19 protein-coding genes are annotated in these 14,833 nt (G+C 58.8%); 3 read left to right on the plus strand and 16 right to left on the minus strand.

Going from position 1 to position 14,833, the window contains the following annotated elements:
- Window positions 1–96 precede the first annotated feature (96 nt).
- Window positions 97–450 (minus strand): hypothetical protein, encoded by a 354-nt coding sequence (locus JLC71_RS06985; RefSeq protein ID WP_200918025.1) that lies wholly within the window; start codon window positions 448–450, stop codon window positions 97–99.
- A gap of 91 nt (window positions 451–541) precedes the next feature.
- On the opposite strand from JLC71_RS06985, the gene trmL reads away from it, so the two are divergent.
- Complete coding sequence (gene trmL, locus JLC71_RS06990; protein ID WP_200918026.1) at window positions 542–1,006, plus strand: tRNA (uridine(34)/cytosine(34)/5-carboxymethylaminomethyluridine(34)-2'-O)-methyltransferase TrmL; 465 nt, start codon at window positions 542–544, stop codon at window positions 1,004–1,006.
- A gap of 147 nt (window positions 1,007–1,153) precedes the next feature.
- Here the strand turns inward: trmL and JLC71_RS06995 are convergent, their stop codons facing one another.
- The 4 genes from JLC71_RS06995 to JLC71_RS07010 form a co-directional block, all read right to left on the minus strand.
- Window positions 1,154–1,543 carry a group II truncated hemoglobin gene (locus JLC71_RS06995; RefSeq protein ID WP_200918027.1) on the minus strand — a complete coding sequence of 130 codons (390 nt, stop codon included), beginning with the start codon at window positions 1,541–1,543 and terminating at the stop codon, window positions 1,154–1,156.
- Window positions 1,544–1,554: 11 nt separating this feature from the next.
- Entirely contained in the window at window positions 1,555–2,751 is a 1,197-nt protein-coding gene (purT, locus tag JLC71_RS07000) for a formate-dependent phosphoribosylglycinamide formyltransferase (protein WP_200918028.1), read from the minus strand.
- 141 nt (window positions 2,752–2,892) lie between these two features.
- Complete coding sequence (locus tag JLC71_RS07005) at window positions 2,893–3,090, minus strand: DUF3460 family protein (RefSeq protein ID WP_200918029.1); 198 nt, start codon at window positions 3,088–3,090, stop codon at window positions 2,893–2,895.
- A 41-nt stretch (window positions 3,091–3,131) separates the two neighbouring features.
- On the minus strand, window positions 3,132–3,914 hold the full coding sequence (locus JLC71_RS07010; RefSeq protein WP_200918030.1) for an inositol monophosphatase family protein: 783 nt from the start codon (window positions 3,912–3,914) through the stop codon (window positions 3,132–3,134).
- Between the two features lie 244 nt (window positions 3,915–4,158).
- Here JLC71_RS07010 and bfr (JLC71_RS07015) point away from each other — a divergent pair, with 244 nt between their 5' ends.
- Together bfr (JLC71_RS07015) and bfr (JLC71_RS07020) are read left to right on the plus strand one after the other, a co-directional pair.
- Complete coding sequence (gene bfr, locus JLC71_RS07015; protein ID WP_200918031.1) at window positions 4,159–4,629, plus strand: bacterioferritin; 471 nt, start codon at window positions 4,159–4,161, stop codon at window positions 4,627–4,629.
- Window positions 4,630–4,650: 21 nt separating this feature from the next.
- Window positions 4,651–5,121 carry a bacterioferritin gene (gene bfr / locus JLC71_RS07020; RefSeq protein WP_200918032.1) on the plus strand — a complete coding sequence of 157 codons (471 nt, stop codon included), beginning with the start codon at window positions 4,651–4,653 and terminating at the stop codon, window positions 5,119–5,121.
- A 73-nt stretch (window positions 5,122–5,194) separates the two neighbouring features.
- Here bfr (JLC71_RS07020) and JLC71_RS07025 read toward each other — a convergent pair whose 3' ends face one another.
- The 11 genes from JLC71_RS07025 to bamB all read right to left on the minus strand — a co-directional run bounded on the left by JLC71_RS07025 (window position 5,195) and on the right by bamB (window position 14,833).
- Window positions 5,195–5,413: a bacterioferritin-associated ferredoxin gene (locus JLC71_RS07025; protein WP_200918033.1), complete on the minus strand. Its 219-nt coding sequence runs from the start codon at window positions 5,411–5,413 to the stop codon at window positions 5,195–5,197.
- A gap of 120 nt (window positions 5,414–5,533) precedes the next feature.
- Window positions 5,534–5,761: a DUF2061 domain-containing protein gene (locus tag JLC71_RS07030; RefSeq protein WP_200918034.1), complete on the minus strand. Its 228-nt coding sequence runs from the start codon at window positions 5,759–5,761 to the stop codon at window positions 5,534–5,536.
- A gap of 159 nt (window positions 5,762–5,920) precedes the next feature.
- Complete coding sequence (locus JLC71_RS07035; RefSeq protein ID WP_200918035.1) at window positions 5,921–7,216, minus strand: adenylosuccinate synthase; 1,296 nt, start codon at window positions 7,214–7,216, stop codon at window positions 5,921–5,923.
- An 80-nt stretch (window positions 7,217–7,296) separates the two neighbouring features.
- Complete coding sequence (locus JLC71_RS07040) at window positions 7,297–8,451, minus strand: ATP phosphoribosyltransferase regulatory subunit (RefSeq protein WP_200918036.1); 1,155 nt, start codon at window positions 8,449–8,451, stop codon at window positions 7,297–7,299.
- 68 nt (window positions 8,452–8,519) lie between these two features.
- Complete coding sequence (locus tag JLC71_RS07045; RefSeq protein ID WP_200918037.1) at window positions 8,520–8,705, minus strand: DUF2065 domain-containing protein; 186 nt, start codon at window positions 8,703–8,705, stop codon at window positions 8,520–8,522.
- The gene (gene hflC, locus JLC71_RS07050) at window positions 8,702–9,577 is read right to left on the minus strand and encodes a protease modulator HflC (protein ID WP_200918038.1); all 876 of its coding nucleotides are present in this window, start codon (window positions 9,575–9,577) and stop codon (window positions 8,702–8,704) included. The genes JLC71_RS07045 and hflC overlap by 4 nt, the downstream gene beginning before the upstream one ends.
- Window positions 9,578–9,589: 12 nt before the next feature.
- Entirely contained in the window at window positions 9,590–10,771 is a 1,182-nt protein-coding gene (gene hflK / locus JLC71_RS07055) for an FtsH protease activity modulator HflK (protein ID WP_200918039.1), read from the minus strand.
- A gap of 5 nt (window positions 10,772–10,776) precedes the next feature.
- On the minus strand, window positions 10,777–11,880 hold the full coding sequence (gene hflX / locus JLC71_RS07060; protein ID WP_200918040.1) for a GTPase HflX: 1,104 nt from the start codon (window positions 11,878–11,880) through the stop codon (window positions 10,777–10,779).
- A gap of 95 nt (window positions 11,881–11,975) precedes the next feature.
- Window positions 11,976–12,239, minus strand: coding sequence for an RNA chaperone Hfq (hfq, locus tag JLC71_RS07065; protein WP_200918041.1), 264 nt, complete (start codon window positions 12,237–12,239; stop codon window positions 11,976–11,978).
- A gap of 97 nt (window positions 12,240–12,336) precedes the next feature.
- Complete coding sequence (gene der / locus JLC71_RS07070) at window positions 12,337–13,698, minus strand: ribosome biogenesis GTPase Der (protein WP_200918042.1); 1,362 nt, start codon at window positions 13,696–13,698, stop codon at window positions 12,337–12,339.
- A gap of 4 nt (window positions 13,699–13,702) precedes the next feature.
- Window positions 13,703–14,833, minus strand: coding sequence for an outer membrane protein assembly factor BamB (gene bamB, locus JLC71_RS07075; RefSeq protein ID WP_200918043.1), 1,131 nt, complete (start codon window positions 14,831–14,833; stop codon window positions 13,703–13,705).

A 14,833-nucleotide genomic window follows, 5' to 3' on the forward strand; every position in this document is an offset into this window, starting at 1 on the left:
AGCTGTTGCCGATTCTAGCAGCTCGCTACCCCGCTTGGCAGAATCGACAAGGGCGCAAGGCTAGCCGAATGACGTGTCAGCCCGGTTACAATGGCGCTAACCCGGCGCGGTTTGTCTACGCCGGCGGTGTGTATCCACCAGCAGCATCGCCTCAATGAAGAGTGATTGAAACGGCTGGCTATAGCCATGCGCCGGGATCTCGCTCTCCCAGCGATGGCCGCCACGTGCGGCAGGGTCGATGACAAAGCGCAGCGGATAACCAAACATCGCGGCATAGATCGCGGCGCCGACGCCGGCGGTGCGTGCCGGGTTGAAGCGGCGCCCGCCTGCGCCCGCGAACTCGTGATCGATGGCGCGAAAGACCACCGCCATCGTTTGCGCCGGAGACAAACCGTCAAGCATGGCCATTCTTGCTGCCGAAAGCAGAATTTCTTCGGGAATCAGTACCATACGGATTGCCCTCCAGACGCTGTGTGCAGCTGCAGCATAGGCAATCAAGCTTACAATCAGCGTCAAATCAATCACCACTTATCGGTTAACCATGTTCGACATTGTCCTGTTCCAGCCCGAAATTCCGCCCAACACCGGCAACGTCATCCGCCTCGCCGCCAATACCGGCAGTACCCTGCACCTCGTCAAGCCGCTCGGTTTTGCGCTTGATGACACCAAACTCAAACGTGCCGGGCTCGATTACCACGAGTACGCCGAGCTGCGCGTGCACGACGACTGGGATGCACTCGTCACCGCTCTGCCCGGTCGGCGCTTTTTTGCGATGACGACCAAGGGCAGCAGCCGCTTCGATACGCTCAGCTTCCAGCCGGGCGACGTGTTCGTATTCGGCCCGGAAACCCGCGGCCTGCCCGACGACGTATTGGCCCGCTTCGATGCCGACCACCGCATCCGCCTGCCGATGCTCACCGGCCAGCGCAGCCTGAATCTCTCCAACGCGGTCGCCGTGACCGTGTTCGAGGCGTGGCGGCAGAGCGGCTATCAGGGTGGCGCCTGATGCCCGAGCGTCGGTTTAGCGGATTGCGGTAACTGACCACGCAAGGTGCATTGGCCGCACCGCTCTCCCCGTAATCCCCGTCGATGCATTTTGCGAATCGCAATGAAAAACGGCCCCCAAAGGCCGTTTTGATCGGTTCGACTGCGTTCACTGATTCCGCATGAAATCGGCGGTCTTATAGAACGCCTCTTCCAGATGCTCGCGCAGCGCGGCGTCCATCGGCGTGTCGTTCATCGCCTGGAACATGCACATCAGCCACTGATCACGCTCGGATTCGCCAATCGCAAACGGCATGTGCCGGCCGCGCAAGCGCGGGTGACCGTATTTTTCGATGAAACGTTGCGGCCCGCCGAGCCAGCCGGAGAGAAAGTCGAAGAATTTCTCCCGGATCAAGGCGGTGTCGGGCGCGTGCATCGCGTGGATACCGGCCGCACGCGGATCGCTCGCCATGATGTCGTAAAAACGATCGACCAATTGCCGCAACACCGCATCGCCGCCGAGCAATTGATACGGCGTCATTTGCTGAACTTCGCTCATCCCTTCCCTCTTCAAACCTTGACCGGTTTGACCCGGCTCGCCGCCAGCTTGGCCAGCTCGCGCGCCTGATCGGTATCCGCCGCCGTCGCAACGGCCACGCCCATGCGGCGGCGCTCGAACGCTTCGGGCTTGCCGAAGAGCCGCACATCGGCGCCCGGTACCGCCAGCGCGTCGGCAACGCCGTCGAAAGCGATGCCAACCTCGTTCATGCCGCCATAGATCACCGCGCTCGCCGCCGGCTCGCGCAAGCTGGCGTCAAGCGGCAGCTTCAGAATCGCCCGTGCGTGCAGTTCGAACTCCGAGTAGCGCTGGCTCGCCAGGGTGACCAGGCCGGTATCGTGCGGACGCGGGCTGACTTCGGAAAACCACACCATATCGCCCTTGACGAACAGCTCGACGCCGAACAGCCCACGACCGCCGAGATCGTCGGTCACCGCCTTGGCGATCTCGCGCGCCCGCTGTAGCGCCAGCGGGCTCATCGCCTGCGGCTGCCAGCTCTCGACGTAATCGCCCTTGACCTGCACATGGCCGATTGGCGCGCAGAACTGCGTTTCAATCCCGCCCGACGCAGCTTGCGCGCGCACCGTCAGCAGGGTGATTTCGTAATCGAAATCGATAAACCCTTCGACGATGACCTTACCGGCGTCAACCCGACCTCCGCTGGCGGCGTAATCCCACGCCGCCTGCACATCCTCCGGCCCCTTCAGCGTCGACTGCCCCTTGCCCGACGACGACATCACCGGCTTCACCAGGCACGGATATCCAATCTCGGCGACGGCAGCGGCCATCTCCTCGAAGTTCGCGGCAAAACGGTATGGCGATGTAGCCAGCCCCAGCGTCTCGGCGGCAAGGCGACGAATGCCTTCCCGGTTCATGGTCAGATTGGTTGCGCGCGCGGTCGGGATCACTTCGGCAAGGCCGTCGGCCTCGATACGCAACAATTCTTCGGTCGCAATCGCCTCGATTTCCGGCACGATCAAATGCGGGCGCTCGGCTTCGACCAGCGCACGCAGCGCCTTGGCATCGGCCATATTGATCACATGGCTGCGATGCGCCACCTGCATACCCGGCGCATCGGCATAGCGATCGACACCGATCACTTCAACGCCGAATCGCTGCAAGGCGATGATGACTTCTTTGCCGAGTTCGCCGCAGCCGAGCAACATGATCTTGATGGCCGACGGGGATAAAGGGGTGCCAAGACGCATGAAAAAACTTCCTGGAAAATTGAACACGAGACCGTCGCGATGGTAGCACGCAGACCCATCGAGCCTGCCAGCACGACCTTGCCGAAAAGCAAACAGGCCGGAATATACCGGCCTGTTTGCTTGAGCTGATCTTGCCGAGGATTACTCGGTCAGATACGGATACGGCTTTTGCGGTACACCCGACTCGATGGCGCGCTCACGCTCATCAAGGTTGATCGGCGCCTTGTCCCACAGCAGCGCACGGCCTTCGACCTGGCCTTGGGCCACGTCCGGATTGTCCTGCAGGTAACCCTGCATGAACTGGGTGAACTCGGAAACGTACTGGGTGTTCTTGAACATGATCGGCTTATCCGCGCTGCGATATCGTGTATTTGTACCGATTATACCGGCAATGCCGCCAGCTCGGGGAGTACGGCGGCATGCAGCGTGGCATTGGCCGCAGCAAGTACGCAACCTTCGCTATGACGATGCAGCGGCCGGCCTTGCCAATCGGTCATTTTGCCGCCGGCAGCATTGATGACCGGTGCCAGCGCGGCAAAATCGTGCAGCTTCAAACCTTCCTCAATCACCAGCTGCAACCAGCCACTGGCCAGCTGCGCATACAGATAACCATCGCCACCGTAGATCTGATAGCGACTGCGCTTGGCCAGAGATTCGAACGTCGGCCGGGCACGCGGCAGATATTCGGGGCCAGTGGTTGCAATAATCGCCCCGGCCAGCACGCCAACATCACTGCTGCTGACGGCCACGCCGTTCAGCGTGGTCGGCACACCGACGCCACCGATCCAGCGGTCGCCGGAGATCGGCTGATTGATCACCCCCAGCACCGGCTCACCGCGATACATCAAGCCGATTAGGGTCACGAATAGCGGGCGGCCAACGGTGAATGATTTGGTGCCATCCACCGGATCAAGCACCCAGACCCAATCGGCGTCGGCGTTCTGCTCACCGAACTCCTCGCCGATGATGCCGTCCTGCGGGCGATGCACTTCGATCAGCGCACGCATGACCTGCTCGGCCTCACGGTCGGCCTGCGTCACCGGGCTATCGTCATCCTTGTCGATAATGGTGAAGTTGCTGCGGTAATAGCGGCGGATGACCTCGGCACTGGCGTCGGCAAGTTGTTGTGCCAAGGCAAGCTGATCGGCGGACGGCATGGGCATCGTTGGGCTCTCATCATCTGGACGTCCGGCAGACTACCACGCAGCCTGCCAGCGCTCTACCCTGACACTGTGACGGCAGGCTCCAGTCAATGCCGATCAATTTCACTAATGAGAATTATTATCTATCAAGCAATAAGATCGTAATGAGATTCAATATATTCAGATATACGTGCGAACAAATAATTAGGAATTGCATCAAACCCGGATAAAATAAACTCAATAAATTAGGACACGGAGAATCACGATGCAAGGCGATAAAAAAATCATCAAGGCACTCAACGGTGTGCTCGGCAACGAGCTAATCGCGATCAACCAGTTTTTCCTGCATGCGCGCATGTACCGCAACTGGGGCTACAAGCAGCTGAATGATCGGGTCTATCACGAGTCGATCCACGCGATGAAGCGCGCCGACACGCTGATCGAACGCATCCTGTTTCTCGAAGGTCTGCCCAATCTGCAGCAGCTCGGCAAGCTGCTGATCGGCGAAACCGTGCCGGAAATGCTCGACTGCGACCAAAAGCTCGTCACCGGTCATCTGAAAACGCTGCGCGACACCATCGCGCTCTGTGAAGAAGCCCAGGATTACGTCACCCGCGATCAGCTTGAAGAACTGCTCGAAGACGAAGAAGAATACCTCGACTGGCTGGAAACCCAAGCCGAACTGCGTACCTCGCTGGGATTGCAAAACTACCTGCAATCGCAGGTTGGCGAATAAGCACACGAACGGAGAATCACCATGCAAGGCAATACCAAGGTCATCGCGGCGCTGAACGAGCTGCTCGCCGCCGAACTCACCTCGATCGACCAGTACTTCGTTCACAGCCAGATGTACGACAACTGGGGCTACACCAAGCTGTTTACGCGGATCGACCACGAACGCGGCGATGAAATCGGCCACGCCACCAAATTGATCGCCCGCATTCTTTTCCTTGGCGGCACGCCCAATGTGGCCGCACGCACCGCGCTACGCATCGGCGCCGACGTGCCGGCGATGCTGAACAATGACCTGATCACCGAATTTGAAGTCGCAAATGCACTGAAACAAGTCATCGCGCTGTGCGAGTCGGTACAGGACTACGTCACCCGCGGCATGCTGGTGCAACTGCTTGACGACACCGAGCAGGATCATGCTCACTGGCTCGAACAGCAACTGGGCCTGATCGAAGCACTGGGTTTGCCCAACTATCTGCAGCTGCAAGCTTCCTGATTCTTGCCGCGTCAACGCAACGGGGCGCCCGATGGGCGCCCCGTTTGCATTCGTAATCTTGCCTGTGATCCGGTCAGGCGGCGGCCAAGCCGTCAAATGCGGGCACCGCATGCTCTTCGCGGGCATGCTGATGGATCGCCTCTTTCAATACATGCTTGGCACAGCTGGCACATTTGCCGCAACAGGTCGCCACTTGCGTTTCCTGCTTCAGTTCGACAAACGTTCGCACCCCTCGCGAGACTGCGCGATGGATGTCTTTATCGGTGACGCTATTACAAACGCAAACGTACATACGAGGCCGGGCTCAAACAATGATAAGCATTCTCATTATCTTATCAATCACCCGTACTTGCCAAGCCCTTCGCCCACATCCGATGGTGCACACCGACAAACGGCTTGATGGATGCCACGATCAGCAACGATGCCCGTGCAAACCGGCAAGGCCCGCCTCCTCCGCCAGCTGGTCGCGCTGACCGCGAATCCGCTCCCAGATTTTCTCATGGAAGTAATAAGCTACCGTGTTCACCATGGGCTCGACCAGCGCCAACAGGCTGGCGACCCCCAAGCTCCCCGTCAGCAGGTAAGCCACAGCAAAGGCAACCGTGAAGTGGGTCGCTGCAAAAGTTGCGGTCTTGATCATGGTCTTATTCCGGCATTAACCAATACGTTAATGATACTCATTATCATTTTTGCGTGGGCGAAAATATTCCTACCCTGCTGATAGGGCTTCGCTATCCCGCCACCCATTCAGCCATAAAAAAAGCCCTGCAACAGCAGGGCTTTTTTCTTCGGGCGGCAATCAACCGTTGAACGGATGACGCAACACGATGGTTTCTTCGCGGTCCGGACCGGTCGAAATCATGTCGACCGGTGCTTCGCAGATTACCTCGATGCGCTTGAGATAAGCCTGGGCATTTGCCGGCAGATCCTCGAAACGCTTGATGCCTACCGTCGAATCCGTCCAGCCCGGCATTTCTTCATAAACCGGCTCGCAGCGGGCAATATTCTCGGCGCCGATCGGCAGGATGTCGACCAGCTTGCCATCGAGTTTGTAACCGGTGCAGAGATTAATCGTCTCGATGCCGTCCATGACATCGAGCTTGGTCACGCACAAGCCCGAAACACCATTGATCTGGATCGAACGCTTCAGTGCTGCAGCATCGAACCAACCACAACGACGCGGACGACCGGTCACCGAGCCGAACTCGTTGCCACGCTGGGCCAGGCCGGCGCCGACCGCATCGAACAATTCGGTCGGGAACGGGCCGGAACCGACACGGGTAGTGTAGGCCTTCACGATGCCAAGCACGTATTGCAGCATTTGCGGCGCCACGCCGGCACCCGGCGATGCCGCGCCGGCAACACAGTTCGACGAGGTCACGAACGGATAGGTACCGTGGTCGATATCGAGCAAAGTACCTTGTGCGCCTTCGAACAACAGCGGTGCGCCCGACTTGTTCAAGTCGTACAGGTCGCGCGAGACATCGGCCATCATCGGCTTGATGCGTTCGGCATAGGCCAGCGTGTCGTCGTACACGCGCTGGAAGTCGACCGTTTCGGCCTTGTAGTAATGCTCGAGCGCAAAGTTGTACCAATCGAGGTTTTCCAGCAACTTGGCAGCAAAACGCTCCGGGTAGTACAGATCTTGCAAGCGGATCGAACGACGCGCGACCTTGTCTTCATAGGCCGGGCCGATACCGCGGCCGGTGGTACCGATCTTCTTGTCGCCCTTGGCCGCTTCACGCGCCTGGTCGATGGCAATGTGGTACGGCAGGATCAGCGGACACGCTTCGGAAATTTTCAGGCGCTTCAATACGTCGACGCCGGCGGCTTCGAGTTCGTCGATCTCCTTCAGCAGCGCTTCCGGCGAGATCACCACGCCGTTGCCGATGAAGCAGGCTTTGCCCGGATGCAGGATGCCCGACGGAATCAGCCGCAGCACGGTCTTCTTGCCGCCGACCCACAGCGTGTGGCCAGCGTTGTGACCGCCTTGGAAACGCACAACGCCTTGTGCCTGGTCCGTCAGCCAGTCAACGATCTTGCCTTTGCCCTCATCGCCCCACTGGGTGCCGATCACGACCACATTTCTGCTCATGCCTAACCTCGATCAAATCAAATGGAATTACAAACGGAGCGCGCAGCGGGCGGCCGCGCAGACCGGAAAGAGTTGTTTCTTTAAGCCTTGTTGCCAAGGGCAACGACTTGCCAGCCGCCGTTATCACTGACGAGCTGACGATCCACGCGAATTTCGTCGGGCACCACGCCCAGATCGACCACGACCGTTTCACCGGCAACTCGCAGCGCACGAATCGCAGCGATCAGCTGCGGGTCGTCACCAGCCGGCGCCAGAATACCGGGTGCGGCATCCGGAAAAGGCAGGCGCGTCAGTGCGCGCACATCAAGACTGAAGCCGGTCGCAGCACGCGCCCGGCCGAATTTTTCACCGACGCGGTCATAACGGCCACCGCGCGCCAGCGCATTGGCAAAGCCCTGGGTGTAGGCGGCAAAAACCAGACCGGTGTGATAGTCGCTGCTTTTGACCTCGGCAAGGTCAAAACGCACGGTAATCTGCCGTGCCGACAAGGCCGAGGCCAGCGCCTGCAGTGCATCCAGCGCCTCGGCAACGCCGGCAACGGCCGGCAACAGCGCGCGTGCGCGCTCCAGCGTTTCGGCTCCGCCATAGAGCGAGGGCAGTACGCACAGACCCTGTGCCAGAGCTTGCGGCAAATCGGCTGTGAGCGCCTTCAGCGTCGGCACATCCTTTTGCTGCAGCGCAATGAAAGCTTCATTGCGCGACGTGCCGTGCAGTTCGGCTGCATCCGCCAGCGCATGGAACAGCCCGATATGGCCGATATCCAGACGAATGTCGCTCAAGCCGGCCATACCCAGGCAGGCAAACAACAGCTCGATGATTTCCACATCGGCGGCCACGTCGGCGCTGCCATAGATTTCGGCACCAATCTGCCGAGGCTCGCGGGTCGACTGGATGCCGTCCGGGCGGGTATTGACCACAGAACCGGCGTAGCACAGCCGGGTCACGCCCTTGCGGTTCAGAATATGCGCATCGATCCGTGCCACTTGCGGCGTAATGTCCGCACGCAACCCCATTTGCCGACCGGTCAGCTCGTCGACAAGCTTGAAAGTCTTGAGGTTCAGCGCCGGATCATCAAGCAGGAACAGAGACTCTACATACTCGACCAAAGGCGGCATGACCAGTTCATAGCCATAACGGCCAAACAGATCGAGCATGCCGCGGCGCATGGTTTCAATCTGGCGCGCTTCGCGCGGCAAGACATCGGAAATGTATTCCGGAAGAATCCAGTTTCTCATGGTTCCAATCAAACCAAAGGCCCGCCGGCGAAGCCGGTCGGGCGCCTATTCATTCATCAACAGTCTCGTCAGCGCGCCGCCAATGCGAGCAGCGTGCCTCCAAGCAACGATACCAGACCAAACGCGCGAATGTGCCGGTCTGACAGACCGGCAATCCGCAACATATTACGTTTCCAGAGCGCTGGCATCGCAAACGGCAGCACACCTTCGATCACCATGACCAGGGCGAGCGCCAATGCCAGCGTTTCGATCACTTCGCGCCGCTCCGCGGATTCTTCATGTACTTGAAGAAATCCGAACTCGGATCAACCACCAGCACATCGCTCTTCTTGCTAAAGCTTTGCTTGTAGGCGTCGAGGCTCTTGTAGAACGAGTAGAACTCCGGATTTTTGCCATAAGCAGCCGAGTAGATCGCCGCAGCCTTGCCGTCACCGATACCCTTGAGCTGCTGGGCTTGGTTGTACGCATCGGCCATGATCACTTCGCGTTGTTTGTCGGCATCGGCCTTGATCTTTTCCGCATCAGCCGAACCTTCGGCGCGCAGCTGACTTGCCACCGCCTTGCGCTCGGACTGCATCCGTTCGTACACCGACGCCAGCGTGCTGTCCTCGAGCTCAACGCGTTTCACGCGCACATCAACCACACGCACACCAATCCGTGCGGCATCGGTATCGGCCACTTTTCGCACGTAAGCCATAACTTCTTCGCGCCGGCCGGAAATTACGTCCTGCACCGTGCGCTTACCGAACTCGTCGCGCAGCATATTGTTGACGGTATTGCGCAAACGCTCGACCGCCTTGCGCTCATCAAGGCCGACGGCTTTGTAGTAGCGCTCGACATCGACGATTTGCCACTTGATGTAACTGTCGACCTTGACGTTCATCTTCTCGATGGTTTGCACCCGCGCAGGCTGGCTTTCATCGATGGTCTGAATGCGCTTGTCGAAGTAGCGAACGTCTTGCAGCAGTGGAATCTTGAAATGGATGCCCGGCTCGCTGATGACCCGTTTGGCCTCGGAGAACTGGAAAACCACAGCAAACTGGCGCTGGTCAACGGTAAAGAAAGTCGTGCTCAGGATAAAGAGCGCGACCAGGATCAGCGCCAGGGTAGGCAATATACGGTTCATGTTCTTTCCTCCTTATCGACCGTAACGCTCGCCGCGATCATTCGCGCGCGGTGCAGTAACCGGGGCCTGTGCGGCTTCGGCAACCGGCTTGGCGGCCTCGGGCGATGCCGGATTGGCCGCGGAGGAGGAGGAGGAAGACATCTGCATCAGCTTGTCGAGTGGCAAGTAGAGCAAATTGCTGCCCGACTTTTGATCAACCAGAACCTTGGTGGTGTTCTGATATATCTGCTGCATTGCATCCAGATACATCCGTTCACGCGTGACTTGCGGCGCCTTGGCATATTCGCTGGCAACCTGACCAAAGCGCGCGGCATCACCCTCGGCACGCGCAACGACCTGTTGCTTGTAACCTTCGGCTTCCTGCACCAGACGCGAAGCCATACCGCTGGCCTTGGGCACGACATCATTGGAATAAGCCGTGCCTTCGTTGATCAGCCGGGCCCTGTCCTGGCGCGCCTTAACCGCATCGGAGAACGCGGCCTGCACCTGCTCGGGCGGCTGTACATCGGAAATGTTGACCCGCGCCACCGCGATACCGGTTCCGTAGCGGTCAAGCAGCTCCTGCATCAATTCCTTGGTGTCTTCGCCAATCTTGCCGCGCCCTTCGTTCAGCACGTAATCGACCTTGTTCTTGCCGACGACTTCGCGAATGGCCGTCTCGGCGATCTGTTTGACCAGATCCTTGCCGTCCTTGTCGGTGCGACGGTTGTTGAAGACAAAATCTTTGGCCGACTTGAGCGTGTACTGAACCTCAAGCTGCACATCGATAATATTCTGGTCGCCGGTCAGCATCACGGCTTCATCACCCGACTTGCCTTCCGCCCGGGCCCCGACATCAAGGCTGCGAATTTCGGTCACATTGACCTGTTCGCGGCTCTCGATCGGCCACGGCAGGCGCCAGTGCAAGCCCGATTTCTCCACCGTTTCGACGTAACGGCCAAAGCGCATGATGACGGCATTTTCCCGTTCATCCACAGTATAGAAACCAGACGCACCCCAAAGCACGAGTAGCACGGCAATGATTGCACCGATACCAGTCATGCCACCGCGGCCACTTAGCTGTGGTTGCGGCCCTTGACCGTTGCCCCCGCCGAAGAAGCGGGAAAGCTTGCTCGTCAGGTTACGGATCATTTCTTCGAGGTCAGGCGGGCCATCCTTGCGGCGGTCGCCCCATTGCGGGTCGTTTTGGCTCATTATCGTTAGTTATCCTCGGTGGGTTGGCTCATCAAATCGACCAAAGCAGAACGGAGTAGGTCCAAGCCATCCCCACGCCTGGCACTCAGGCGTACGGCTTGAATTTTACCATACTCGTCCAGCAGGACGGCTGGCTCGCCGTCCTTCAGATCGATCTTGTTCCAGACCATCAATTGCGGAATCTGTTCCGCACCAATTTCCTGCAAAACCACATTGACGGCTTCGATTTGTGCTTCGCGCAATGGATGATTGATATCCACGACGTGCAGCAACAGGTCGGCTTCGATCGTCTCTTCCAGAGTAGCTCGAAACGAGGCAACCAGCGTATGCGGCAGATTGCGAATGAAGCCCACCGTATCCGACAGGATCACCGAGTGCTCGGCATCCAGGAACAGTTTGCGGGAAGTCGTATCCAGCGTTGCAAACAACTGATCCGCCGCGTAGAGATTCGCCTTGGTCAGTGCATTGAAAAGCGTGGATTTTCCGGCATTGGTATAGCCGACGATAGACACCGTGAACTGGCCACGCCGCGTACGCGCGCGCCGCTGTGTGGCTCGCTGCTTTTGCACCGTGGCCAACTGCTCTTTCAAGCGTTTGACGCGGATACCGATCAAACGGCGGTCGGTTTCGAGCTGGGTTTCACCCGGGCCGCGTAGACCGATACCGCCTTTCTGCCGCTCAAGGTGTGTCCAGCCGCGGATCAGCCGCGTCTGGATATGCGCCAGCTGCGCCAGCTCGACCTGCAACTTGCCTTCAGCGGTACGAGCACGCTGGGCAAAAATATCCAGAATCAGCGTGGTGCGATCCAGTACCCGGCACTGCAAAACTCGCTCGAGATTGCGCTCTTGTGCCGGAGAAAGCTGATGATTGAAAATCACCAGCGGCGCTTCGAGCGCGCGCACGGCTTCGGCAATCTCCTCGGCCTTGCCCTTCCCTGCAAAAAACGCAGCATCGGGCCTGGAGCGCTTGCCTTCGATGATAACCAGCGGTGCAACACCGGCGCTTTCGACCAACTGGACGAATTCGTCGACGCCATCGCGATAGTCTGGCTCGCCAAAATCGAGGCAAACCAAGACGGCCGAGTCGCCGCCCTTGTGACGTTCAAACATGCCTATCTTTTTTCATGGCCGAACAACACCGGCCCAAACAAATGAAAACCCCGAAAGGCAGACGCCTGTCGGGGCTGAAGCTACCGGGAACGCGATCAGACTTCGCCAACAGGCGCAGCAACGGCGGCTTGCGGATTGTCATGCGGAATCGTCACCGGGCGCGACGGCACCACAGTGGAAATGGCGTGCTTGTAAACCATTTGAGTCACGTTATTGCGAAGCAATACAACGTACTGGTCAAACGACTCAATCTGGCCTTGCAGCTTGATGCCGTTAACGAGGTAGATATAAACGGGAACGTGCTCTTTGCGCAGGATATTCAGGAACGGGTCTTGCAGCATTTGCCCCTTGGCACTCATTGTTGTTCTCCGATGTGTTTGTTATTGGGCGAATAGATTTCGTCTTACGCTTATAGTACAGAACTTACCCAATCGCCACCATGTTGCTCCGCAACAATCAGAACTTGCTTCTGGGCTTTGGCTTCGCCCCTGGCTTCTTGGTTTTATCGTCGTAAGGATTGGCGCTGCGCTTGAATTGCACGCGTAGCGGCGTGCCTTGCAACTTGAATACCTTCATGAAGCTGCGCTCCAGATAACGCCAGTAAGAGTCTGGCACTTGCTCAAGCGCATTGCCATGCACAATCACCACCGGCGGATTGGAACCACCCTGGTGGGCGTAACGCATCTTCGGGCGGATTTTGCCGGAAAGAGGCGGCTGTTGGCGTTCAAGCATCAGCTGCAATGCATTGGTCAGCTTCGGCGTCGGGATCTTGATCATTGCCGCGGTGTAAGCTTGGTCGATCGACTTGAACAGCTCACCGATGCCCTGCCCGCCCAAGGCCGAGATGTAATGAAACTTGGCAAAATCAAGGAAGGCCAGCTTGCGGTCGATTTCACGCTTGATACGATCGCGCTGTTCCTGATTAGCCGCTTCCCATTTATTCACGGCCACCACCAGAGCCCGACCGGTTTCCAAGACGAAGCTGGCGACACGGGCATCCTGATCGGAGACCTCTTGCATCGCATCCAGCACCAACACCACGACGTTGGCATCTTCGATCGCCTGCATGGTCTTGATGACCGAGAATTTCTCGACCATCTCGGTGACCTTGCCGCGCTTGCGCACGCCAGCAGTATCGATGATCGTGTAAGGCGCGCCGTTACGCTCGAAATCGATGTACACCGAATCGCGCGTCGTACCCGGTTCGTCGAACGCAATCACCCGCTCTTCACCCAGCACCGCGTTGACCAGCGTGCTTTTCCCGACGTTCGGGCGGCCAACAACGGCAAATTTCGGATGCTTCGCTTCTTCCTCTTCAACCGGAACTTCGAAACCTTCGAGAATTTCGTTGATCAGGTCGCGTACGCCTTCACCGTGACTACCCGAAATGGCCACCGGATCACCAAGGCCAAGCTCGTAGAAGTCAGCGGTGACGACCGCACGCTGCATCCCTTCGACCTTGTTGACCGCGACCCAGACCGGACGATCGATCTGGCGCAGCCGCTGCGCAATGATCTTGTCCTGCGGGGTGATGCCGACACGGCCATCGACGATAAAGACAATGGCATCGGCTTCGTCGACAGCTTGCAACGTCTGCCGCGCCATTTCGAACATGATGCCCTCATCAACCACGGGTTCAAAACCACCGGTATCGACGACAAAATACGGTTTTTCACCGACGCGCCCATGGCCGTAATGACGGTCACGGGTCAAACCCGGCTGATCGGCGACGAGCGCATCGCGCGTCTTGGTCAGTCGGTTAAAAAGCGTGGACTTGCCAACATTTGGCCGGCCCACCAGGGCAATCGTCGGTTTCATTGGATTACTTCACACCAAGTGCAAATACGTCGCCATTTTGCGACTGCACAATCAATTTATTGTCAAAAACAACCGGCTCGGCCGCAATACGGTCGCCCGTGGTCGGCAGTTGGCCAACCAGGCTGCCGTCTTCAGGCTTGAGCAGGTGCACATAGCCCTGATAATCCGCCACGGCGACATAGTCGCCGAGGATGGCCGGCGAACCGACCTGACGTGCGACCAGCTTGTCCTGCTTCCACAAGCTGCGGCCCGTGCTGCGATCGTAAGCGAGCACATTGCCATCGGCATCGCTCACCGCCAGCACGCGATTGTTGCCCGCCACACCAGCGTAACTCGATACTTCGCGTGACCAGACCGGCGTACCGTTCAGAACGTTGAAGCACGACACCCGGCCCTGATAGGCAGCGGCGCAGACCATATTGCCGTTGATCTCAGGGGCGGAGACAACGTCGGCAATCCGTTCCAGCTCGGTTGCGCCCTTGGGCTGCGCGACCGGGGTATCCCACAGCACTCGACCATCCTGCGCACCCAGCGCCACCAGACGACCGCCGGCAAGGCCGGCCACGGCAATGCCGCCGCGCAAGGTGAGCGGCGCGTAGTTACGCAGGATCAGCGCCGGCAGTTGCCGCTGGAACTGCCATTTGAGCGCGCCATCGGCAGCAGACAGCCCGCTGATTTTTCCGTCGACAGTCCGCACCAGCACGATGCCATCGGCAATCGCCGGTGGCGAAATGATTTCGCTACTGACCTGCGCATGCCACTGCGCCTTGCCATCGTAGCTGTAGGTATAAACTTCACCCTTGAGCGTACCGACCGCGATCAGACCTTCGGCGGCACCGACACCGCCGGCAAGCGGTTTGTCGAGCTTGACCTGCCACTGCGTCGCGCCACTGGCCAGACTCAGTGCCGTCAGCCGATCGGGTTCACCAGCGACGACGACCTTGTCACCGGCCAGCGCAGGCAGGAAGCGAAACGTCGTTTTGCCACCGGCCGATGCACGCCACAACTGCGTCAGGCCAGCCTCGTTATTGACCACCGGCAGAGGCGACGGCGTCGGCGCATTGCTGATCGAACCGCAAGCGGCCAACAGCGCCAGCAACGGCAGCGACACGAGCAAACGGGTGGAGGACTTCAT

It is taken from the genome of Jeongeupia sp. HS-3, assembly GCF_015140455.1.
GTDB lineage: Bacteria > Pseudomonadota > Gammaproteobacteria > Burkholderiales > Chitinibacteraceae > Jeongeupia.

Coding starts and splice junctions, on each gene's coding strand:
- JLC71_RS06985 (WP_200918025.1), bottom strand. CDS start 450: ATGGTACTGATTCCCGAAGAAATTCTGCTTTCGGCAGCAAGAATGGCC.
- JLC71_RS07035 (WP_200918035.1), bottom strand. CDS start 7,216: ATGAGCAGAAATGTGGTCGTGATCGGCACCCAGTGGGGCGATGAGGGC.
- JLC71_RS07030 (WP_200918034.1), bottom strand. CDS start 5,761: ATGATCAAGACCGCAACTTTTGCAGCGACCCACTTCACGGTTGCCTTT.
- JLC71_RS06995 (WP_200918027.1), bottom strand. CDS start 1,543: ATGAGCGAAGTTCAGCAAATGACGCCGTATCAATTGCTCGGCGGCGAT.
- hflX (WP_200918040.1), bottom strand. CDS start 11,880: ATGTTTGAACGTCACAAGGGCGGCGACTCGGCCGTCTTGGTTTGCCTC.
- bfr (WP_200918031.1), top strand. CDS start 4,159: ATGCAAGGCGATAAAAAAATCATCAAGGCACTCAACGGTGTGCTCGGC.
- hflK (WP_200918039.1), bottom strand. CDS start 10,771: ATGAGCCAAAACGACCCGCAATGGGGCGACCGCCGCAAGGATGGCCCG.
- bfr (WP_200918032.1), top strand. CDS start 4,651: ATGCAAGGCAATACCAAGGTCATCGCGGCGCTGAACGAGCTGCTCGCC.
- der (WP_200918042.1), bottom strand. CDS start 13,698: ATGAAACCGACGATTGCCCTGGTGGGCCGGCCAAATGTTGGCAAGTCC.
- JLC71_RS07040 (WP_200918036.1), bottom strand. CDS start 8,451: ATGAGAAACTGGATTCTTCCGGAATACATTTCCGATGTCTTGCCGCGC.
- JLC71_RS07025 (WP_200918033.1), bottom strand. CDS start 5,413: ATGTACGTTTGCGTTTGTAATAGCGTCACCGATAAAGACATCCATCGC.
- trmL (WP_200918026.1), top strand. CDS start 542: ATGTTCGACATTGTCCTGTTCCAGCCCGAAATTCCGCCCAACACCGGC.
- JLC71_RS07010 (WP_200918030.1), bottom strand. CDS start 3,914: ATGCCCATGCCGTCCGCCGATCAGCTTGCCTTGGCACAACAACTTGCC.
- hflC (WP_200918038.1), bottom strand. CDS start 9,577: ATGAACCGTATATTGCCTACCCTGGCGCTGATCCTGGTCGCGCTCTTT.
- hfq (WP_200918041.1), bottom strand. CDS start 12,239: ATGAGTGCCAAGGGGCAAATGCTGCAAGACCCGTTCCTGAATATCCTG.
- bamB (WP_200918043.1), bottom strand. CDS start 14,833: ATGAAGTCCTCCACCCGTTTGCTCGTGTCGCTGCCGTTGCTGGCGCTG.
- purT (WP_200918028.1), bottom strand. CDS start 2,751: ATGCGTCTTGGCACCCCTTTATCCCCGTCGGCCATCAAGATCATGTTG.
- JLC71_RS07005 (WP_200918029.1), bottom strand. CDS start 3,090: ATGTTCAAGAACACCCAGTACGTTTCCGAGTTCACCCAGTTCATGCAG.